Annotated in this window: 20 protein-coding genes and 4 pseudogenes; 9 read left to right on the top strand and 15 right to left on the bottom strand. The window is 60.8% G+C overall.

Going from position 1 to position 20306, the window contains the following annotated elements:
• Positions 1 to 94: 94 nt before the first annotated feature.
• Positions 95 to 931 carry a tetratricopeptide repeat protein gene (locus tag KGA85_RS19880; RefSeq protein WP_223543333.1) on the bottom strand — a complete coding sequence of 279 codons (837 nt, stop codon included), beginning with the start codon at positions 929 to 931 and terminating at the stop codon, positions 95 to 97.
• A 304-nt stretch (positions 932 to 1235) separates the two neighbouring features.
• On the opposite strand from KGA85_RS19880, the gene KGA85_RS19875 reads away from it, so the two are divergent.
• Complete coding sequence (locus KGA85_RS19875) at positions 1236 to 1916, top strand: response regulator (protein ID WP_008020398.1); 681 nt, start codon at positions 1236 to 1238, stop codon at positions 1914 to 1916.
• On the top strand, positions 1913 to 3238 hold the full coding sequence (locus KGA85_RS19870) for an ATP-binding protein (protein WP_223533334.1): 1326 nt from the start codon (positions 1913 to 1915) through the stop codon (positions 3236 to 3238). The genes KGA85_RS19875 and KGA85_RS19870 overlap by 4 nt, the downstream gene beginning before the upstream one ends.
• 111 nt (positions 3239 to 3349) lie before the next feature.
• On the opposite strand, the pseudogene KGA85_RS19865 reads toward KGA85_RS19870, so the two are convergent.
• Positions 3350 to 3625, bottom strand: a pseudogene (locus KGA85_RS19865) (IS481 family transposase); the annotation flags it as partial.
• On the opposite strand from KGA85_RS19865, the pseudogene KGA85_RS19860 reads away from it, so the two are divergent.
• Both KGA85_RS19860 and KGA85_RS19855 read left to right on the top strand, forming a co-directional pair.
• A pseudogene (locus KGA85_RS19860) lies at positions 3610 to 4585 on the top strand (aminotransferase class III-fold pyridoxal phosphate-dependent enzyme); the annotation flags it as partial. The pseudogenes KGA85_RS19865 and KGA85_RS19860 overlap by 16 nt on opposite strands.
• Before the next feature lie 81 nt (positions 4586 to 4666).
• Positions 4667 to 4828 (top strand): annotated as a pseudogene (locus tag KGA85_RS19855) (MbtH family protein); the annotation flags it as partial.
• Positions 4829 to 5070: 242 nt separating this feature from the next.
• Here the strand turns inward: KGA85_RS19855 and KGA85_RS19850 are convergent.
• From KGA85_RS19850 to KGA85_RS19810, 9 genes and pseudogenes are all read right to left on the bottom strand, one after another.
• Positions 5071 to 5985, bottom strand: coding sequence for a metal ABC transporter substrate-binding protein (locus KGA85_RS19850; RefSeq protein WP_223536653.1), 915 nt, complete (start codon positions 5983 to 5985; stop codon positions 5071 to 5073).
• Positions 5986 to 6885 (bottom strand): annotated as a pseudogene (locus tag KGA85_RS19845) (metal ABC transporter permease).
• On the bottom strand, positions 6885 to 7646 hold the full coding sequence (locus KGA85_RS19840; protein WP_223536656.1) for a metal ABC transporter ATP-binding protein: 762 nt from the start codon (positions 7644 to 7646) through the stop codon (positions 6885 to 6887). The pseudogene KGA85_RS19845 and the gene KGA85_RS19840 overlap by 1 nt, the downstream one beginning before the upstream one ends.
• Positions 7643 to 8569, bottom strand: a complete 927-nt coding sequence (locus KGA85_RS19835; protein WP_223536659.1) for a metal ABC transporter substrate-binding protein — start codon at positions 8567 to 8569, stop codon at positions 7643 to 7645. The genes KGA85_RS19840 and KGA85_RS19835 overlap by 4 nt, the downstream gene beginning before the upstream one ends.
• Before the next feature lie 35 nt (positions 8570 to 8604).
• Complete coding sequence (locus tag KGA85_RS19830; RefSeq protein ID WP_223536662.1) at positions 8605 to 9177, bottom strand: DUF6162 family protein; 573 nt, start codon at positions 9175 to 9177, stop codon at positions 8605 to 8607.
• A complete protein-coding gene (locus tag KGA85_RS19825; RefSeq protein ID WP_223543332.1) occupies positions 9174 to 9503 on the bottom strand; it encodes a hypothetical protein in 330 nt (109 codons plus the stop codon). Before KGA85_RS19825 ends, KGA85_RS19830 begins: the two co-directional genes overlap by 4 nt.
• The gene (locus KGA85_RS19820; RefSeq protein WP_223543331.1) at positions 9500 to 10042 is read right to left on the bottom strand and encodes a thiamine pyrophosphate-binding protein; all 543 of its coding nucleotides are present in this window, start codon (positions 10040 to 10042) and stop codon (positions 9500 to 9502) included. The genes KGA85_RS19825 and KGA85_RS19820 overlap by 4 nt, the downstream gene beginning before the upstream one ends.
• Complete coding sequence (locus KGA85_RS19815; RefSeq protein ID WP_223456831.1) at positions 10039 to 11241, bottom strand: PepSY-associated TM helix domain-containing protein; 1203 nt, start codon at positions 11239 to 11241, stop codon at positions 10039 to 10041. The genes KGA85_RS19820 and KGA85_RS19815 overlap by 4 nt, the downstream gene beginning before the upstream one ends.
• Positions 11242 to 11530: 289 nt before the next feature.
• On the bottom strand, positions 11531 to 11989 hold the full coding sequence (locus KGA85_RS19810) for a VOC family protein (RefSeq protein ID WP_223456830.1): 459 nt from the start codon (positions 11987 to 11989) through the stop codon (positions 11531 to 11533).
• A 290-nt stretch (positions 11990 to 12279) separates the two neighbouring features.
• Here KGA85_RS19810 and KGA85_RS19805 point away from each other — a divergent pair, with 290 nt between their 5' ends.
• The 4 genes from KGA85_RS19805 to KGA85_RS19790 all read left to right on the top strand — a co-directional run bounded on the left by KGA85_RS19805 (position 12280) and on the right by KGA85_RS19790 (position 16503).
• Positions 12280 to 12549, top strand: coding sequence for a hypothetical protein (locus KGA85_RS19805; RefSeq protein ID WP_223543330.1), 270 nt, complete (start codon positions 12280 to 12282; stop codon positions 12547 to 12549).
• 101 nt (positions 12550 to 12650) lie between these two features.
• Positions 12651 to 13265 carry a LysE family translocator gene (locus KGA85_RS19800; RefSeq protein ID WP_223543329.1) on the top strand — a complete coding sequence of 205 codons (615 nt, stop codon included), beginning with the start codon at positions 12651 to 12653 and terminating at the stop codon, positions 13263 to 13265.
• A 206-nt stretch (positions 13266 to 13471) separates the two neighbouring features.
• Positions 13472 to 14629, top strand: a complete 1158-nt coding sequence (locus KGA85_RS19795) for a cysteine desulfurase family protein (protein ID WP_223456828.1) — start codon at positions 13472 to 13474, stop codon at positions 14627 to 14629.
• 65 nt (positions 14630 to 14694) lie between these two features.
• Complete coding sequence (locus KGA85_RS19790; protein WP_223456826.1) at positions 14695 to 16503, top strand: aminopeptidase P family protein; 1809 nt, start codon at positions 14695 to 14697, stop codon at positions 16501 to 16503.
• 158 nt (positions 16504 to 16661) lie between these two features.
• Here KGA85_RS19790 and KGA85_RS19785 read toward each other — a convergent pair whose 3' ends face one another.
• Positions 16662 to 17252, bottom strand: a complete 591-nt coding sequence (locus KGA85_RS19785; RefSeq protein ID WP_223456823.1) for a 2-hydroxychromene-2-carboxylate isomerase — start codon at positions 17250 to 17252, stop codon at positions 16662 to 16664.
• Between the two features lie 36 nt (positions 17253 to 17288).
• The gene (locus KGA85_RS19780) at positions 17289 to 18017 is read right to left on the bottom strand and encodes an SDR family oxidoreductase (protein ID WP_223456821.1); all 729 of its coding nucleotides are present in this window, start codon (positions 18015 to 18017) and stop codon (positions 17289 to 17291) included.
• A gap of 93 nt (positions 18018 to 18110) precedes the next feature.
• Here KGA85_RS19780 and KGA85_RS19775 point away from each other — a divergent pair, with 93 nt between their 5' ends.
• Entirely contained in the window at positions 18111 to 18671 is a 561-nt protein-coding gene (locus KGA85_RS19775) for a TetR/AcrR family transcriptional regulator (protein ID WP_150755959.1), read from the top strand.
• Between the two features lie 14 nt (positions 18672 to 18685).
• Here the strand turns inward: KGA85_RS19775 and KGA85_RS19770 are convergent, their stop codons facing one another.
• Together KGA85_RS19770 and rhtA are read right to left on the bottom strand one after the other, a co-directional pair.
• Entirely contained in the window at positions 18686 to 18967 is a 282-nt protein-coding gene (locus tag KGA85_RS19770) for a hypothetical protein (protein ID WP_223456820.1), read from the bottom strand.
• Positions 18968 to 19136: 169 nt separating this feature from the next.
• Positions 19137 to 20024, bottom strand: coding sequence for a threonine/homoserine exporter RhtA (gene rhtA / locus KGA85_RS19765; protein ID WP_223543328.1), 888 nt, complete (start codon positions 20022 to 20024; stop codon positions 19137 to 19139).
• Positions 20025 to 20306 lie beyond the last annotated feature (282 nt).

The following is a 20306-nucleotide window of genomic DNA, read 5'->3' as shown; positions in this document are numbered from 1 at the left end:
GCACGATGATGGTCGTCGATTAACCGGGTGTTAACGCAAAAAAGTCGAGCGTGCGCATGGACTGATACAACATGGCGTTACTGGCCAGGCCGAGTCACTTGATATCGCTATAGGTCAACCTGTACTCGGACATTGGCGGATGATCGACCTCCCACTGCCGGGCAAAGACTTTGGCGGCGGTGATCTGATCGGCTGTCATGATTGTTGCAACGGACTGGAGGTCCTGTGTGGCCAGGGTATGCACGGACAACTCCCGGGTGGTTTCGGCGATCAGCCAGAACAAACCGTAACTTTTGACCAGATCCTCCGTGAAGCCATATTCGTCAGTGCCATCTTCAGTGGTGTAAAAACCACCGAGGGCACGGCCATAGTTCAGCAGTCCGTAGACATCATTGCGCTGTGCGCGTTTTTCAACCAATTGACGCCTGACAGGGAGATCCCAAAGGGCTGGCGGTCGATTGGCAGACCAATGCATGGCCCTGGAGAAACCACTGTCAGCGGCTTTTTTCAGCAAGCCGTGGATGGCGGTATCTCTCTCTGTCTCGTCAACAATGAGCGTTTTGTCCTCCTCGTACTTGATCGCGAGAATGAACTGGGCCTCCATTGAGCCGGCATCGGCCGCTTTTTTAAGCGTCGCAATGTTCTGGTCCAGTTCGTACAGCTCAAGCATGGCGTCGGCATTGCCTTTATCCGCCTCTGCCTGAGCCAGTTCCTTGGCTTTTTTCAGCGAGTCATCGTCGCCCAGCCGCATCAGGGCGTACACGTGATTTTGCGCCGCGGCCAGTCCATACCACTTTTTCGCGTCATCGGTCAGGCCCTTTGCCCGGCGCCTGAAGACTTCGCCCAAGGCGTATTGCGCATCCCGATTGCCAGCCGTTGCGCCGATAGTCAGATAGGTTTGCGACTGGGTGAACTCGCCCAGGTTGTACAATGCCAGCCCCTTGGTCGTGGCTTGTGTTGGCAGCTCGGTCACCTGGGTGGTTTGCATTTCCAGCCCGTCAGGCAGATTGAACAGTGACTTGAGCGCGGGTTCGTGGGTATACATAGTGGGTACCTGTGATGAATTGAATGTGAGTGCTACCCGACACAGACTATTGAGATAGGTGGGTATGGATGCGGTACATATGTATTGCATTCAATCAATCCTGGCGCGCCATCGTTACCCTCTGGTTCTCAGGCATAATCCGGGGTTAATCGGCGGTGTATTCAATCGCCATATTTGCGAAGGTTTCACCATGCACGTACTGGTTTGTGAAGACGACGAGCTGATCGCCAGCGGCATTGTCGCCGGCCTGACCGCCCAAGGCCTGACCGTGGAACACGTTGCCACGGCGTCCGCCGCGCGGGCGATGCTCAAGGTGGCGGAGTTTGACGTCATGGTGCTCGACCTCGGATTGCCGGACGAGGATGGCCTCAAGCTGCTGCAGCAGTTGCGCCATCAAGGCCTGGAGTTGCCGGTCTTGATCCTCACCGCCCGGGACTCGGTCACTGACCGTGTCGATGGCCTGCAAGCCGGTGCCGATGATTACCTGCTCAAACCATTCGACCTGCGCGAACTCGCTGCGCGCCTGCACACGCTGTTGCGGCGGGTGGCGGGGCGCAGCGTCAACCTGATCGAGCATGGTGCCCTGACCTACGACCCGAGCAGCCGCGAAACCACGCTCGCGGGGCAGCCGGTGGACCTGTCGCGTCGCGAGCAGTCATTGCTGCAAGCCTTGCTGCATAACCGTGGCCGCGTGTTGTCCACCGAGCAACTCAAGGACAGCGTCTACGGTTTCAACGACGAGCTGGAAAGCAATGCCCTAAACGTCCATATCCATCACCTGCGGCGCAAGCTCGGCAACGGCATTGTCGAGACGGTGCGTGGCCTGGGCTATCGCCTGGGGCCGGCTGATGGCGGAGAAGAATCGAAGTGATGAGTCTGCGTTTGCGCCTGAGCCTGACGCTCGGTGCCGCATTTGCCTTGATCTGGGCCCTGGCCGCGGCCTGGATGCTCAGTGATCTGCGCAATCAAATGATGTTTTCCCTCGACCAGCGCCTGGTGGCGTCGGCACGCATGGTCGCCGGCCTGATGGAGCAACTGCCGCCCGTGCCGAGCAAGGGCGAGGGCACTCATTTCAGCGCCGAACAGCTGAACATTCCGGGTGGCATGGCGTGCCAGGTCAGCTCGTTGCGCGGAGAAATCCTCGCCCGCAGTCACACCGAACCGCAGCAGACCCTGGAGGCCGAGAAACTCGGGTTTCACGATCAGATGATCGACGGCGCGCCATGGCGCAGTTTCACATTGGCCCGGGGCGATCTGCGCATCACCACCGCCGACCGGCAGATCGAGCGCGAGGCGTTGAACATGTCGATCCTGCTGGCCGCTTCGGTGCCGGTGGGCGTGGCGCTGCTCGGTTGCCTGTGTTTGCTCTGGCTGGGTATCGGCCAGGGGCTGGCGCCGCTCAACCGCATGCGCGACGCCTTGATGCGCCGCAGCGCCGATTCCCTCGAGCCCTTGCAGATCCAGCCGCTGCCCAGCGAGCTGCAACCCTTGCTGGAAACCCAGAACCAGTTGCTCCAGCGCATCGGCAAGACCATCGAGCGCGAACGTCGCCTGACCGGTGACGCGGCCCACGAACTGCGCAGCCCGCTGACCGCAATCAAGACCCACCTGCAAGTGGCACGGATGACTGAAGGTAGCGCCCGGGATCAGTCCCTGGCCCGGGCCGAAGAGGGGGCGGACCGCATGCACCGGACCCTCGAACAATTGCTGTTGCTGGCGCGCGTCGAGGGCAGTCTGTCGTTCGACGACGGTGTGCAATGCAACGCCGAGCAAGTGGCGAAACTGGCGATCCAGGACGCGGCGAGCGGTGATCGCCAGCGCATCAGGTTTCAGGCGCCGGGCAAGGTTTCCGTCGCACCGGTACAAATGCCCGCCGTGCTGTCGATTGCCGCGCTGCGCAACTTGCTCGACAACGCACTGCGCCATACCCCTGCCGACAAAACGGTGGAGTTGAGCCTGGAAACCACCGGCAATCGTGTGCAGTTCGTGGTGCGCGACCATGGGCCGGGGATTGCCGAAGAAGACCTGCAACACCTGACCCAGCGCTTCTGGCGCAACGGCCAGAGCACCGGTTGTGGTCTGGGGCTGGCGATTGTCCAGGCCATCGTACAGCGTTGCGGTTGCACGCTGCATTTCGATAGCCGGCCGGACGGCTTGCGGGTCGAACTGACGATGCCGCTGCAACCAGTCTGAAAAACACCACAGATCCCTTGTAGGAGCGGGCTTGCCCGCGAAGAGGCCGTCACATTCAACATCATTGTTGACTGTTACACCGCCTTCGCGGTGTAGAAACGGGGACATCCTTTACAAACGAAACCGGGGACATCCTTTACGTTTTTGCGGGTTTGAAAGGCGGTTTTCACCGCTTTTCAAACGACCTAAAAGGTAATTGCACAAAAACACTTCCCAGACCTCATCTTCCACCTCCTGAAGCCCCAGCGATTCACTCACAAATACCATCCCGCCTTTCCACTTAATTGAACCGTTTTGCCGGACCTTCCTGACCAGCATCTGTGCAGGATAATTCACCTCCGGCACATGCCCGTCGTAGAGGCGGCTGGATGGCACATAAACTGGTGCGCACCGCCACTGGTCGCAGCACCGTACTGTCGTTCCAGAGGGGGTACCACGGCATGAGTCAGGGCGCGTTGAGCCTTGATGGGCAGCCTGGGGCCGAAAAAGCCCCTGGGTGCCTTGCTCGGCAGCGGCGTGCAGTTCATGCCGTACCCTTACGATTACCGCTGCCCGTTCGGGCTTGGCGGCGCGCAAGGGGTCAAAGCCAACCTGAGTTACCTGGAAAATCTGCTCAGCGACCCTGAGGCGGGGGTGCAATTGCCGGCGGCGGTGATCGTCGAAGTGGTGCAGGGCGAGGGCGGGGTGATCCCGGCGGATCTGGACTGGTTGCGCGGTGTGCGGCGGATCACCGAACAGGCTGGCGTCGCGCTGATCGTCGATGAAATCCAGAGTGGCTTCGCCCGCACCGGCAAGATGTTCGCCTTCGAGCATGCCGGGATCATTCCCGATGTCGTGGTGATGTCCAAGGCCATCGGCGGCAGTCTGCCGCTGGCGGTCGTGGTCTATCGCGACTGGCTCGACACCTGGCTGCCGGGCGCCCATGCCGGGACGTTCCGTGGCAATCAGATGGCCATGGCCGCCGGTTCCGCGGTGATGCGTTATCTGGTGGAGCACAAGGTCTGCGAGCATGCCGCCGCGATGGGCGAGCGTCTGGCCGAGCACCTGCGCATCCTGCAGCGGGACTTCCCGCAACTGGGTGACATTCGCGGGCGTGGCTTGATGCTCGGCATCGAACTGGTCGACCCGACCGGCGCACTGGATGCCCAAGGCCATCCGCCGGCCTTCGCCCGCCTGGCACCCCTGCTGCAGCGTGAATGCCTCAAGCGTGGCTTGATCCTGGAACTCGGTGGTCGTCATGGCGCAGTGGTGCGCTTCCTGCCGCCGTTGGTGATTACTGCTGCGCAGATCGATCGCGTGGCCGAAATCTTCGGCCGGGCCCTGGCCGCCGCCACTGCCAATCCTTAAATTTTCCGCCCTGCGGAACGTTCTTTCTACATAACGGCTGCGCACACAGCGCAGCCCGCCCGAAAACGATGGAGAGACACCATGACGTCAGTATTCGACCGCGAGGACATCCTCTTTCAGGTCGTGGTCAACCACGAAGAGCAGTACTCGATCTGGCCCGACTACAAAGCCGTGCCACAAGGCTGGCGCACCGTGGGTAAAAGCGGGCTGAAAGAGGAATGCCTGGCTTATATTGAAGAGACCTAGACCGACATGCGTCCGTTGAGCCTGCGGCTGAAGATGGATGAGCAGACGGCTGTGGCGCACTGATCCGTCACGCCAAAAGAAGCCCGCTGGACTGGTGACAGTCGGCGGGCTTTTTCAGGTCTGGAGTTTGTGTTGTCTGTAAGGCCGCCTTCGCGAGCAAGCCCGCTTCCACAGGGGACCGCATTTCCAATGTGGGAGCGGGCTTGCTCGCGAAGAACGATAACGCAGTCCAACTGAGGTTACACGCCACTAAGCCCCTTGATGACCAGATCCACATTCCCTTCCAGCTCCGCCACCGGATCCTCGGCATCGGTGCTCAACACCACCAACCGGCTACCCGACCCGGCAATCACCGCTTTCAGCGCATCCGACGGTTGCCGGTGATGCAGCACCACCGCCACGTCATTGTCCTTGAGCTTCGTGGCCAATTGCGTGAGCGCCTCCGGAGTCCACTCGGCATCGGCATCGGCATCGGCGCGTGCGTCCTGGCCAATCAATTCCAGATTGAGACTGCCGATCAGGTAACCAAAGTGATCGCTGAGGCTCATCACACTGAGTTTGTCCGCATTGGCCAGCCGCGCTTCGCTGGTGGCACTGAGCTTGAGCAAACGCTGCTTGAGTGCTGCCAGGTTAGCGTCGATTTTCGGCTTGGCCTCGGGGGCCAGGCGCACCAGGTCCGCCGCCATTACATCGGCCATGCGCCCCATGTTATTGCTGGAGAACCACGGCTGACTGTTCAGCCCGTCGACCTTGTTGTCGGGCTGTACGGCTATGCCGGGCAGGGCGCCGTCCAACGGGCGGGCGGCGTCGACTTCGACGATGCGGATGTTGCTGCGCCGGGAGATCGGGTAAAGCGGGTCATCCGGCCACAGTGAGCGCAGGTCGATCACCGCATCGGCACCGTCCGCCAGTTTGGCCAGCGCCGGGGCACCACGGCCGGTGAAGTAGGCGGTCTGGCGGCTGCCGGGCAAATTGGCCGGGGCCGCACGTTCGAGGCTGACATCGGTACCCTTGAGCAAGACTTCACCGAGACCATAAGTAATCGGCAAGGTGGCCAGCACACGCAGCGGTTTGCCGTTGTCGGCGGCAATGGCCGTTGTCGCCAGTCCACACAGGGCGACGGCGAGGGTCAGTTGGCGCAGTGAAAAAATCATTTATCCAAGGTTCCCTTTCAGGCTGGGGACGACACCGCGCGCGAGGGCGGCCAGGGCGAAGGCGATACCGGCCACGAGGATGATCGCGGCGCCGGACGGGATCGGCAGGTCGAAGACGATCGGCGCGAGAATCCCGCACAGGGTGCTGACCGTGGCGATCAGTACCGAACACCAGAAAAAGCCCTTCAGCGATTGGCTGAGCAGGCGTGCCGCGGCGGCCGGAATCACCAGCAGGGCGCCGACCAGAATCGCGCCGATGACCTTCACGGCGGCGACGGTGATCAGCGTCACCAGAATCACGAACAGGTAATCCAGGGTTTTCACCGCCACCCCGCGTACCGCCGCCAGTTACGGGTTGAAACTGGCGAGCATGATGCGGTTGTACAAAGGCAAGGCCAGGGCCATGACCAGCGAACCGACGATGGCCAGCACCAGCAGGTCATTGCCGTTGACCGTCAGCACCGAGCCGAACAGCACGTTTTCCAGAATATGCACGTTGATCTTGCCCGCCAGAATCAGCAGCAGGCTCGCGCCCAGGGCGAGCGACACCGAGAGAAACACACCGATCAAGGTGTCCGGCGCCAGGCCGGTGCGGTTGCGCAGGTAGTTGAGCAGGATGCCGAACAGCAGGCAGTAGCCGAACAGGCTGCCGTAAGGCCCGGTGTAGGGTTCGCCGAGCAGAATGCCGATGGCCACGCCGGTCAGCGCTGCATGACCGACCGCCTCGGAGAAAAACGCGAAGCGCTTGACCACCACCAGCGTGCCCAGGCCTCCCAGCACCGGGCCGATCAGCAGTCCGGCGATCAATGCGTTGACCACGAACCCATAGGCCAGCGCCTCGGGCAGATAACCCGACGAGGCCCAGTCCTGGACCATCAGGCGAAAAGCTTCGTAACTCATCAGGCAAGGCTCCGTGGGTGGGTCGAGAACAGGGTCAACAGACGCTCCGGTGTCAGCGCCTGTTGCGGCGTGGCGTCGAACAGCACCCGGCGATTGAGCCCGGTGACGTGATCGGCCAGGCGCCCGACAGCTTCCAGGTCGTGCTCGATCCACAGCACGGTGATGCCCGCCGCTCGCCAGTCGCCGAGCAAGCATTCGAACACCTGAATCCCGGCTTCATCGAGGGCCGACATCGGTTCGTCGAGCACCAGCAATTGCGGAGGCGGAATCAGCCCCTGGGCCAGCAGCACCCGTTGCCGTTCGCCGCCGGACAGCGCGCCCATGCGGCGCTTGCGTTTGTCCTGCATGCCGACCCGCTCCAGCGCCTCGCCGATCGCCGCCGCGTAGTGTTTGCTCAAACCGAGAAAGGCCGGGCGCCGCTGGCACATGGCGGCCATGAAATCGTCGACGGTCATCGGCAAGCCCCGGTCGAACTCCAGCGCCTGTGGCACATAGCCGATGGTCCCCGGCCCGGCGGGCCATTGCAGGCTCAAGAGACCCTGGTGCGGCATCTGCCCGAGCAGGGTCTTGATCAGTGAACTCTTGCCGCCACCGTTGGGGCCGACCAGTGCGTGCACGCTGCCGGACTGAACCTGGAAGGTGACGTTGTCGAGGATCGTCGTGCGCCCGAGGGTCAGCCTGATGTCGGAAAAATCCAATGTCGGCCCCGCTCCCACAGGGTATTCGGCGTTTGGGGCGATGAGCGTTTCTTTCGATGTCATGCCCCCGACTCCTGAATCGCCCGCACCACGGTGTCGAGGTTGCCGGTCATTTCCTTTTCGTACTTGTCGGCGGTGTACTCGCCGTAGGAAATGTGCGACAGCGGATACAGCTTCACCCCGGACTCGCGCTGGATGGTATCGACGTAAGTGGAAGGAAAATCCATCTCCGAGAAGATCACCTTCACGTCCAGCTCACGCAGTTGATCGATGGTTTTTTTCAGCTGACTCGGGCTCGGTTCGATGCCATGGGCCGGTTCGACCACGGCCGTCACTTCCAGTCCGAACTCACGCAGCAGGTAGACGTAGGCCGCGTGCACGGTTGCCACCCGCAGTTCGGCGTTCGGTGCCTGGGTCAGTTTGGCCAGGGCATCGGCGCGCATCTTGCGCAGGCGCTTGCCGTAGGCGCGGGCGTTCTCGGTATAGGTCTTGGCATTGGCCGGGTCGAGCTTGCCCAGCTCCCGGGCGATGTTGTTGACCTGGGCAATCGAGGCGCTGATCGACAGGAAGGTGTGCGGGTTCACCACTTTACCGGCACCGCGTGCTGCCACGCCGGTGGCGGCCAGCAGCGGCACGTTTTCGTTGGCTTCGATCACCGGCACGTTCGGGGTTTCGCTGGCGGCGATCATGCGGTCGGCGAAATCGTCATGGCCGACGCCATTGAGCACGATCACGTCCAGCCCGCTGATGCGCTTGATGTCTTCGGCGCGGGGCTCGTAGGCATGCGGGTTGAAACCGGCCGGAATCAGCGGCACCACCTCGGCCTTGTCGCCGACGATGTTCGCCACGTAGCTGTAGTAAGGATGCAGGGTGATGCCGATGAGCAGGCGCTTGGCTTCGTCGGCGCTGGCCAGTGATGGCAACAGGCAGGCGAGCAAGCCGACCAGCAGCAGGCGCAAAAAACAACGTTGAGATGAATTGGGCATGGGAAAGCGGTCTTCTCTCGGAAAAAGGCGAGGGTTCAGTGCCGGTGCTGGCGGGTCACGCCGGCATCGAATTGCGCGACGACCTGCTGCCAGCCGGCGCTTTCGAGCGCGGCGTCGCTGAGGTCGGCAGGGGCCGTGAGCTTGCTGGCGCGGTTGAGCCAGATGTCCGGTGCATCATTGGCTGCGGCCAGACGCATCAGGAACGAACCGGCAACCGTCGGCGTCTGGCTCTGGCCGAAATAGGCCTTGGCGTCGAGCAATTGCCAGGCATGGCCGCCCCGGCTGACGGAGCTTGCGTCCCGGGCAAACGGGGCAAAACCTTCCTCAGCTAGCGCCTCGGGAGTCGGCAGCGCTTGCTGTTCCTGGCGCAGCAAATGAATCTCGTCCAGCGTCACCCGCAAATCGGCGTAAATACCTTGCTCGGATGCACTGAGGTCACGGCGCGCATCCAGTTGATGGCTGCTGACGCTGCTCACCTCATGGGATTCACCGCGCCAGAGCACCACCGAGCCGGCCACCGCCAAGATCATCAGGCACAGCAGCAGAATGTAGAGGGTTTCGTGACCGGCCCCGACCGGGCGCACGACTTGGGTCGTTGGAGTGCTCATGGTGCCTCGATGTCCGCTTGGTCGATTTCCACGACGTGACCGGGACCTGCGTCGAACAGTACATAGAACTCGGCGCCGGGCTTCTTGAAGGTCAGGGTCGAATCAGGCCCGAGCTTTCCCGGCACCAGGATGGTTTCGTCGTAGCCGATCACATCGAGGGTCACGCCCGGAGCGCCGCTGCCGTCGGAAAAACCGCCGGTGCACTTGATCTGCTCCGCGTCGATGGCCTTGCATTCGCACATCGGGTTGTGGGCCAGGGCGCTGGCGCTGAAGCCGGCGCAGAGCAGCAGTAACGTGGCGTTGAGCGAGCGAAGAGGGTTGATCATGGTTTGCCTCCTTGTTTGTTCAACCAGGCGATGGTGGCGGGGGAGGCCTGGCTCAACGGAATGGATGCCTGATGCATGGCGCCGTCCCAGCCTTCCATGGTGATCCACAGTTCGGCGTCGGCCGTGGTCTTTTCCGGGACTGGCAGCGAAGCGCCCATGCGGTACGGGGCGCCGAAGAAAATCACCCCGGCGGCGCGCAGGCTGCGGGGCTTGCCGATGCGCAGGTAAGTGGCCTTGACCTGGCCGATACAGGCCTCGCACAGCGCGGCGTTGAAACCCTTCATGTAGCCGGCGGGGCCTTCGAGCATCGGGGCTGAATTGCGCAATTCCGCCAGGCGCAGGCTCCAGGGACCGACCCGGACTTCGCCGACTTCCCGTTCGCCAAGGCCACTGTCGCCGCGCATCAATGCCTCGTCGGCGAAGTACTTGGGCATGAAACCGAGTGGAATCAGCAGCAACAGGACGTTCAGGTGAAAGCGCCATTGGTGCCAGAACACACTCAGGCGCGAAGGTTGCGGGGCTGCAATGTCTTTGCTCACAGGTCGACCCTCGACACTTCGTTGCTCGTGGCCGGTTGCGCCGCGGTGTCGCGCTGTTTCTTGTTGCTGCGTTTGAAGGCATTGGCCGTGGCCAGCGCCGTGCGCTTGGTCCAGATCAGCAGGCCGCTGAGCACCATCATGCTCAGCAACAGGCCGAAGAATGCCCAGATCAGCTTGATCCACAGTCCGCCGAAATCACCGGTGTGCAGCGGGCGCATGGACTCGGTGACGAACTCCAGGGCCGAACGGTCCGAGATCAGGCGCGAGGCGGCGATTTCGCCGTTGTACGGGTTGATCGTGGCGGTCTGGAACATCAACGGATACCAACCGCGCCCGCCGACATCCAGGTGGCTGTAGGCATTGCCCGGCAGGCTGACGAAACTGGCTTCCAGCCCGGAGATTTCCTGCGTGGCGATTTCAATCGCGCGGTCAAGGTCGATACGCGGTGGGGGCGAGCCATCGGGCGACAGTGGCACCGCTTCGCGGGACATCGCCGGGATGATCTTTTCCGTGGAAATGGAAATCTGGTTATCGGACAGCAATGCCTGGATCAGGAACCAGGTGCCGGTGACGGAAATCACCGCGATGAACCAGATCGACCAGATGCCGCTCAAGCGGTGAAAGTCGCCCCAGAAAATCCGCGCGCCGTGGCGAATGCGCAGGGTCGGGCGGAAGAAGCCTTTCCAGAAGCGTTTGTAGACCACCAGCCCGGTGATCAGCGACGCCAGCAATGGCAAACCGAGAAACGACACCAGGTACCAGCCCCAGCTGTAACCATTGGTGAACGGCACCAGCCACCAAGCGTGCAGTGCGCGGGTGAAGGCGCGGAAGTTGAATTCCGGCGCGACGCCCTGGATCACGCCGCTGTACGGATTGACATAAATCACCACCGAGCGCCCGTCGGGGTAGCTGACTTCGACATCCAGGGCGAAGTGCGACTCGTCGGGGCGACTGATGCTCTGCACCACGGTCTGCGGTTCGGCCCTATTGATGGCTTCGATGACCTGTTGATAGCTGAGCAGCGGAGCATCGTCCGAGGGCTGGCTGGCGCGCATTGACGGGTTGGCCAGCCAGACGATTTCCTGGCTGATGACGGCCAGGGTTCCGGTCACACAGACGATCAGCACGAAAAACCAGATCGGCAACGCCAGCCAGCTATGGACCAGGAACCAGATTTTTGAACGGGACTTCTTTGACATGTTGGAGGTCTTGGCTCGATGAGAGGCAGCTCGGCTGCGGGCTTCGCAGGGATGAGCGCCCTGAAGGTCCGATCGTGGCTTTTGCCTACGCGAAAGGACTGCATCTATGTAGGACGGATGAGCAGGGGAAATACCGAAAGGGGAAATGAAAGAAAATGTTTCTCATTGCCGACAGGTCAGGGGCGGGCATGCTTGCGCAAGTGATTAGCAAGTCGGCGGTGCTGTTGAAGGCGGGGCCCCTGTGGGAGCGAGCCTGCTCGCGAAGAGGCCCGCTCCAGCACCCGGGATTTCAACCTTGGGCAAACATCTCCTTGGCCCGTTGCTCAATCTGTTCCTGAGTCAGATCTTCCTTGTGAGTGGCCAGGAACCACAGGTGCCCGTAGGGATCCTTCAAGGTCCCGGAACGGTCGCCATAAAACTGGTCCTTGACCTCCGATACAACGGTTGCGCCGGCATCGATCGCCTGTTTGTAGGACTTGTCGACATCCGTCACATACAAATGCAGACCCACGGACGGCGAATTGTCCGGATTGCTCAGCGGCCCTTGATCGCACGGTGTGCCCAGCATGATCGGGCAATCGCCGATGCGCAGTTCAGCGTGGCCGACACTGCCACCGGGCATGTCCAGGCGCATGATTTCAATGGCGCCAAAGGCTTTTTTGTAGAAGGCGATGGCTTCGGCGGCTTTGTTGATGCCCAGATAGGGGGTGACGCTGTGATACCCCTCTGGAATGGGTTTGACGCTCATGATGGATCTCCCTGTTGTTGTTTTGTGAATGGAAAGTACCTGTGCCGTTGTACGACCGAATAAATATAGGCCAGCCTCTTTCGCCTCACCGAGTGCCCGACGAGCAGCAGCGCCATTTAAGTGCCATCAAGCCGGCTCCAACCAGTGCGCTCCCGGGCCGCGTTCTCCCAGCACATCGACAATGATCGCCATTTCTTGATAGCCACTATTGAAAGCGTTGATTTCTGCTGTCCGGGAGGCGCGAGTAGCCTGTGTTCATTGCCTCGAACCCAGTCGCCAGGACGCCAGAAATGAAACCGATGATTGCCACTTTGCTGATGCTCGCCGTCGCCGTACTCGCCGGATGTGCCAGCCATGTTTCCCCTGAGCTTCGGCCTTACACGGCTGAAGAAAGCAAGGAACTGGCACTGGAGGCGTTGAACCGCCGCGGTCTGTCCTTCGACGAATACCACGCGAAAAAAGCCGAGCTGCTCGGACAGCCGCAAAAGTCGTTCAACTTCGACAACCAGGGTGAAATGAACGCCGGGCGATCTGTACAGCTTCACGGTCGTTCAAGCTGAAGCGAAACTGTACTGCTCCAAGTTTCGCGTAACTGTCCATGGGTTTCATCCAGGGTGTGCGATAGGGTCAACACCTGACCGACCCTGACGGACTACCACCCATGACGCTCTCTCTCGACCTGCTGCTGGGCTTCGCCCTGTTTGCCCTCGTCACTTCGATCACGCCCGGCCCGAACAACACCATGTTGCTGGCATCCGGGGTGAACTTCGGCTTCAACCGCACTATTCCGCACATGCTCGGTATCACCTGTGGCTTCTTTGTACTGGTGGTGGCGGTCGGTTTTGGCCTTGGCGCGGTGTTCCAGACTTACCCTTTGCTCTACACCGTGCTGCGTTATGCGGGGGCGGCGTATTTGCTGTATCTGGCGTGGAAAATCGCCCATTCCGGGCCCATGTCGGAGAGTCGGCAGGGCGAGGCGAAACCGATCAGCTATCTGGGCGCCGCCGCGTTCCAGTGGGTCAATCCCAAGGCCTGGATCATGGCCATTGGTGCTATCAGTACCTACACGCCGATGCAGGGTTACTTCACCAATGTGATCGTGATCGCGGCCGTCTTTGCGATCATCAACCTGCCGAGTGTCGGTGTCTGGGCCGCTTGCGGCACGCTGTTGCGCAACGTCCTGAAGGATCGCCGCTGGCTGCGCCTGTTCAATTGGGGCATGGCCGCGCTGCTCGTGGGTTCGCTGTATCCGCTGTTGCTCGAAAGCTTTAGCTGACGCATTGCTTCAACCGCTTGCCCGATGCCTGTTAAGCTGACTTTTCAGGAGCGTTCCTACGCACTTTTAAATGAAGTAGTTCTTCTTTAACGGCATCCGATCAGGTATTGGTAGCGTTCTGAAAACAGCGCGCAGCTCACAAGGCTGCGTTTTGCCGTTTGCAGTCACGAGCTTCCTGATCCCGGAACACGCTCTGCGAGTCTTTTATGAATAAACGTCCGTTGTATTTCGATTACGCCGCCACCACGCCGGTGGATGAGCGGGTCATCAAGGTGATGGTCGAGTGTCTGGGCTTTACCGGCAATTTCGGCAACCCGGCCTCCAGCTCCCACGTCTTCGGCCAGCAGGCCCGGCAATCGGTCGAACAGGCGCGATGCCAGGTCGCCGAACTGGTCGGCGCGACGCCCGGGCAGATCGTCTGGACCTCCGGCGCCACCGAATCCAACAACCTCGCGCTCAAAGGCGTGACCCAGGCCCGCGGCACTGGCGGCGGCCATATCATCACCAGCCAGATCGAACACAAGGCCATTCTCGATACCGCCAGGCAACTGCAGGAGGCCGGTGTCGCGGTGACCTATCTGGTGCCGGACGCCGAGGGCCTGATCACCGCGCAAGCAGTCAGCGAAGCCATGCGCGAGGACACCTTCCTGGTGTCGCTGATGCTGGTCAACAACGAACTGGGCACCCTTAACGACATTCCCGCCATCGGTCAGGTCGTGCGTGATCGCGGGGCGTTGTTCCATGTCGACGCCGCACAGGGCGCGGGCAAAGTAGCGATCGATCTCGGGCAGTGGCCGGTGGACCTGATGTCGTTTTCCGCACACAAGCTCTATGGCCCCAAAGGTATCGGCGCGTTGTACGTCGGTCCGCGTGCACAACAACGATTGCAGGCGCAGATCCATGGCGGCGGGCATGAGGGCGGTTTGCGTTCCGGCACACTGGCGACCCATCAGATCGTGGCCATGGGCGCGGCCTTTGCACTGGCGGCGGCTGTGTTCGATGAAGAGAAAGCCACCATCGTGCGTTTGCGTGACCGCTTGCTCGAGCAATTGCAGAGCGTTCCCGGTGTGCGTCTCAACGGCAGCCCGACCCGGCGCATTCCCCATACCCTGAGCCTGACCTTCGACGAAGGCGAGTTCAACCCGGCGGCGTTGCTGGCCTCGATCGCGTTTTCCGCGACTTCGGCCTGCAGTTCCGCGAGCAATACCCCATCCCACGTACTGCTGGCCCTGGGGCACGATGCCCGCTCGGCCGGTCGTACCATCCGCTTGAGCCTCGGGCGTTTCACCACCGAGCAGGACATCGACCAGGCGGTTCAACTGATCAAGGCAGCCTGCGCCAGTGCTCCGGCATTCTGGCAATAGGGCGACGAAGCGCCGACGTTGATCGGCACTCAACAATAATGAACAAGTGATTAGCAGGAGACACGATGAATACGCAGCTTTCGATCAATGGATCGGTGCCCCAGCGCCTGGCGCAAACCCGCGAACTGATGAGCCGGGAGGGCATTCACGCCTTGCTGGTGCCGTCGGCCGACCCGCACCTGTCCGAATACCTGCCGGGTTACTGGCAAGGGCGCCAGTGGTTGTCGGGCTTCCATGGTTCGGTCGGCACCCTGATCGTGACCCCGGACTTTGCCGGCGTCTGGGCCGACAGCCGTTATTGGGAGCAGGCGACCAAGGAACTCAAGGGCAGCGGCATTGACCTGGTCAAGCTGCAACCGGGTCAACCCGGGCCACTGGAATGGCTGGCCGAGCAAACCCCCGAGGGTGGCGTTGTCGCGGTCGACGGCGCGGTCATGGCCGTGGCTTCGGCACGGACCCTGAGCACCAAGCTTGAAGAGCGCGGCGCTCACCTGCGCACCGACATCGATCTGTTGAGCGGCGTCTGGAGCGCCCGCCCAGGCCTGCCGAACGAACCGATCTATCAGCACCTGCCTCCACAGGCGACCGTCAGCCGTGGCGAAAAACTCGCCAAACTGCGTGAAACCCTTCAGACGCGGGGTGCCGACTGGCATTTCATCGCCACCCTGGATGACATCGCCTGGCTGTTCAACCTGCGTGGCGGCGACGTGTCGTTCAACCCGGTGTTTGTTTCTTTCGCCTTGATCAATCAGCAAACGGCCACGCTGTTTGTCGCCTTGAGCAAAGTCAGCGCCGAGTTGCGCGCCATCCTCGAACAGGACGGCGTGACCTTGCGCGATTACAGCGAGGTCGCCGCCGCTCTGCGCGCCGTACCGAGCGGCGCGAGCCTGCAAGTCGACCCGACGCGGGTCACGGCGGGATTGCTGGACAACCTCAACAGCGGGGTGAAGCTGATCGAAGGCCTAAACCCGACGACCCTGGCCAAATCGCAAAAAAGCCTGGCCGATGCCGAACACATCCGTCAGGCCATGGAGCAGGACGGCGCAGCACTGTGCGAATTCTTCGCCTGGCTGGACTCGGCACTGGGGCGCGAGCGCATCACCGAACTGACCATCGACGAAAAACTCACCGCCGCCCGTGAGCGCCGTCCGGATTATGTGTCGCTGAGTTTCAACACCATCGCCGCATTCAACGCCAATGGCGCGATGCCGCACTACCATGCCACCGAAGAAGAACACGCAGTGATCGAAGGGGACGGCCTGCTGCTGATCGACTCCGGTGGCCAGTACCTGGGCGGCACCACCGACATCACGCGGATGGTTGCGGTGGGCACACCGACCGATGAGCAAAAACGCGATTGCACCCGCGTGCTCAAGGGCGTGATTGCCTTGTCCCGCGCGCAGTTCCCGAAAGGCATCCTGTCGCCGCTGCTCGATGCCATCGCCCGTGCGCCCATCTGGGCGGAAAGTGTCGACTACGGTCACGGCACCGGTCATGGCGTCGGCTACTTCTTGAACGTCCACGAAGGTCCGCAAGTCATCGCTTATCAGGCCGCACCTGCACCGCAAACCGCGATGCAACCCGGCATGATCACGTCCATTGAGCCGGGCACCTATCGTCCGGGCCGTTGGGGTGTGCGGATCGAAAACCTGGCGATGAACCGTGAGGCAGGCAAAAGCGAATTCGGCGAGTTCCTGAAGTTCGAAACGCTGACCCTGTGCCCGATCGATACGCGCTGCCTGGAAACCTCGCTGCTGTCGGACGAGGAAAAACAGTGGTTCAACACCTACCACGCCGAAGTGCGCGAGCGCCTGAGTCCGTTGGTTGAGGATGCCGCGCTTGAGTGGCTCAATACCCGCACCGCGGCTATCTGATTGGCTGTAGCCCGGGCGCTGTCTCCAGCGCTTGGCTTATTTAGTCGACAAAGGCTCTGCCCCTGGCGAATTGGCGACGATTCGCCGGGGCAAACCACAAAAACCGCCCATCTGCTGCTCTTGTCGGGAGCGGCGACGGGGCGGTTGGTGGTCGGGGCTTAGCTCAAGGCTTCGAGCACGAAGTCCAGTCGATCCTGGCCGAAGTACAACTGGTTATCGACAAACATGCTGGGTACGCCGAATACGCCGCGCTGCACCGCTTTCTCGGTGTTGTCCTTGAGCGTTGCCTTGACTGTTTCGTCGGCGGTCAGTGCCAGCACCTCGTTGGGATCGAAACCGTTGTCGCTCAGCACCGCGGCCACGGTTGCCGGGTCATTGAGGTTGCGGCCATCGACCCACAGGGCCTTGAACAGGCAGTCAATGAAGGCGACAAAACGCTCGGGGTGGTGCAACTGAATGCCGGTCACGGCACGCATCAGCATCAGGGTGTTGATCGGGAAATGCGGATTGAACTTCAGTGGCACGCCATAGCGCCGGGCATAACGGTCGAGGTCCAGAATCATGTGGCGGCCCTTGGCCGGAATGGTCGCCGGGGAGGCGTTGCCGGTGGCCTTGAACACACCGCCAAGCAGGATCGGGATGTAGATCAGCTGGCTGTCGGTTTGCTCACAGATTGCCGGTAGCTGGGTATACGCCAGGTAAGTGGTGGGGCTGCCCAGGTCAAAAAGGAATTCCACGGTTTTGCTCATGGTCGGTGCGCTCTGCTTATTGTTGTAGGGGAGGGCTTACCAGCGTTCGCTCCAGGGGCGAAGGTCCAGTTCGAAAGTCCAGGCGTCGCGGGGCTGGCTGTGCAGGTACCAGTAATTCTCGGCAATGTGTTCGGGGTTGAGGATGCCGTCCTGATCCTTGGTCGCGTATTTCTCGGGGAAGCTGTCGCGGATGAAATCGGTATCGATGGCGCCGTCGACGACGACATGGGCAACGTGAATATTCATCGGGCCGAGCTCTCGGGCCATGCTTTGCGCCAGTGCACGAATTCCGTGCTTGGCACCGGCAAATGCGGCAAAGCCGGCGGCACCGCGCAGGCCGGCGGTAGCACCGGTGAACAGGATCGTGCCCCGCTGGCGCTTGGCCATGCGTTTGGCCACTTCCCGGGCGTTGAGAAACCCCGAGAAACAGGCCATTTCCCAGATCTTGAAATACTTGCGGGCGGTTTCTTCGAGAATGCTGCACGGCACGTTGGCACCGATGTTGAACACGAACGCCTCGATGGGGCCGATCTCGCTTTCGATCTGCTCGACCAGTGCCACCACATCGTCTTCCTTGCGAGCGTCGCAGGCAAAACCGTGGGCCTCGCCACCATCGGCCCTGATGGCATCCACCAGTGGCTGGAGCTTGTCTGCACTGCGGCGGGTGACGCAGGCGACAAAACCCTCCCGGGCAAAACGCTTGGCTATGGCGCCACCCGTGGCATCACCTGCACCGACGACCAGTACGACCTTCTTGTTATTCATGGGTAGATCCCTTTTGGTAAACGATCGTTAACTAAACGAACGTTATGCTATGATTCGACAGACGTCAAGGTGAGCAATTCAAGGGGAAGGGCAATGCGTTATTCGGCCAGTCACAAGCTGGAAACCAGGCAAAGGCTGCTGGAAAGCAGTGCGGTATCGGCCAAGAAGTCCGGATTTTCAACGGTGGGCGTGGACGGCCTGATGAAAGCGATTGGCTTGAGTGGCGGCGCCTTCTATAGCCACTTCTCGTCGAAAGACGAGCTGTTCGCAAGCATAGTCGAGCGTGAGTTGGGGCAAAGTCTGACGCGACTGGGGGAGGGGCAGGACCGTGACAAGCTTGAGCGCTGCTTGAAACAGTACCTGAGTATGTCTCACGTCGAGAATCCGGAGACCGGTTGTGCATTGCCGGCATTGGGGGCGGAAATTGCCCGTTCCGACGTGACTGTCCGTCAACAGGCAGAGCACTGGATTTGTCGACTTCAGGAACGTTGGGCGGGTGTTCTGCAAAGCGACAGCCTGGCGTGGGCGATTCTGTCGCAATGTATTGGCGCGCTGGTCGTAGCGCGCATGCTGGCTAGTCCGGATATCCAGCGCACTGTGCTGAAGTCCAGCTACGAGGAAATTGGCCGTCAGATCGCAAGTCCGAGAACCTGAAACGACGGCCCTGCCTATTTGCAGATGACAATCATGCTGCGGCTGGTATAACCCGCAGGATTGAGGCCAAACGGATAATCGCCGGGCTCTTCCACGGCATCTCCCGATTTGGCGATGACCTTGTATCCCTTGGGTGCGCAGGAGTTGGCAGCGCTGGCGTAGCATTTGTCCCAGGACGAAGACAGTCCGGAACAGTTGATGTGTAGCCCTTTCTTGCCGTGCTTGATCTGTGTGTTTGACGTCGCCGCGCAGCCCGCAATTGCAAGTACGGCGATCAAAATCAAAAATCGTTTCATTACTGTCCTTATAGCATCCCCGGATCTGGTGCCCGGGTCTGGCTGCATTCGCTTTCGCTAGATGCGTACCTATATCCCTACCTGAAATTATCCGTGGTATGACTCTGGGTTGCGGGGCTAAACATGGCCTAATTGAGCGGCAAATACCAGACCCGTGTCATCTCCGTTCTCAATCTGCCGTTACTACTGGTCTGGCGGCAGTGCTCATGGTCATGGTTGCGCCGACGGATGCCAGAATGATGCACATGATTGCCATCCATTGTGACAGCGAGAGGTATTCATGAAGGAACAGCAAGCCAGATAGTGCGCCGAAGGCAGGCTCGATACTCATCAATGTGCCGAAGGTTCTGGCCGGCATGCGGGTCAGCGCGATCATCTCCAGGGTGTAGGGGAGGGCAGTGGACAAGATGGCGACGCCGAGGGCCACAGGGATCAATGACGGGGTCAGCAGAGCGGAGCCGGCATGGACAATGCCGATGGGGGCTACGAATAGCGCAGCGATCATCACCCCCAGCGCGGCGGTTTGCACGCCATTGTCGGCCCCGGCTTTTTGGCCGAACAAAATGTACAGTGCCCAACATACCCCGGCACCCAAGGCATAACCGGTGCCTACCAGATCGATGCCTGCGGTCGCTTCTCCTGTTGGTATCAGTAACAGTAAGCCGACGGCAGCCAGGGCGATCCACAAAAAGTCGATCGCGCGACGCGAGGCGTAGATCGCCACGGCCAGTGGGCCGGTGAATTCAAGCGCCACCGCGATGCCCAGCGGGACGGTTTGCAATGACATATAGAAGAGGAAGTTCATGCCGCCCAGCGCCATCCCGTAGACGATGACAGTGCGCAGGGACCTTGCGGTGAGTTTTGCCCGCCATGGACGCAGTATCAGCATCATGATCACACTGGCAAAAATCAGTCGTAATGTTGTCGTCCCCTGAGGGCCAACAACGGAGAACATGCTTTTGGCCAGGGAGGCCCCGGACTGGATCGACGCCATGGCTATGAGCAGCAGCCCAACCGACAACAGGGTAGAGGCTAGGCTGCGAGGCTGATCATTCATTGCGTGGCATCGTCCGAAATATAGGAATCAAGGGTATTTCTATTTGTGTTGGGCAATATACTGCGCATTCCCCGCGGGCGCGTCTATATATAAGCAGCGTTTTTGCACATTTCGGTAGAAACCCAAATCAGTGCTTGACGGCAGATTCTGGAAGCCTATAATTCGCCCCACTTCCGGCGCAGTCGAAACGGAAAACTCCTTGGTAAACAAAGAGTTACGCAGTTTTCGGCAGCAGGTTGCTTCAGGTCATCGAAGCCAAAACGAAGTTGAAAAAGAGGTGTT

Source organism: Pseudomonas sp. GL-B-12, assembly GCF_019955895.1.
GTDB lineage: Bacteria > Pseudomonadota > Gammaproteobacteria > Pseudomonadales > Pseudomonadaceae > Aquipseudomonas.
This window is presented reverse-complemented; position numbering and strand designations above follow the sequence as displayed.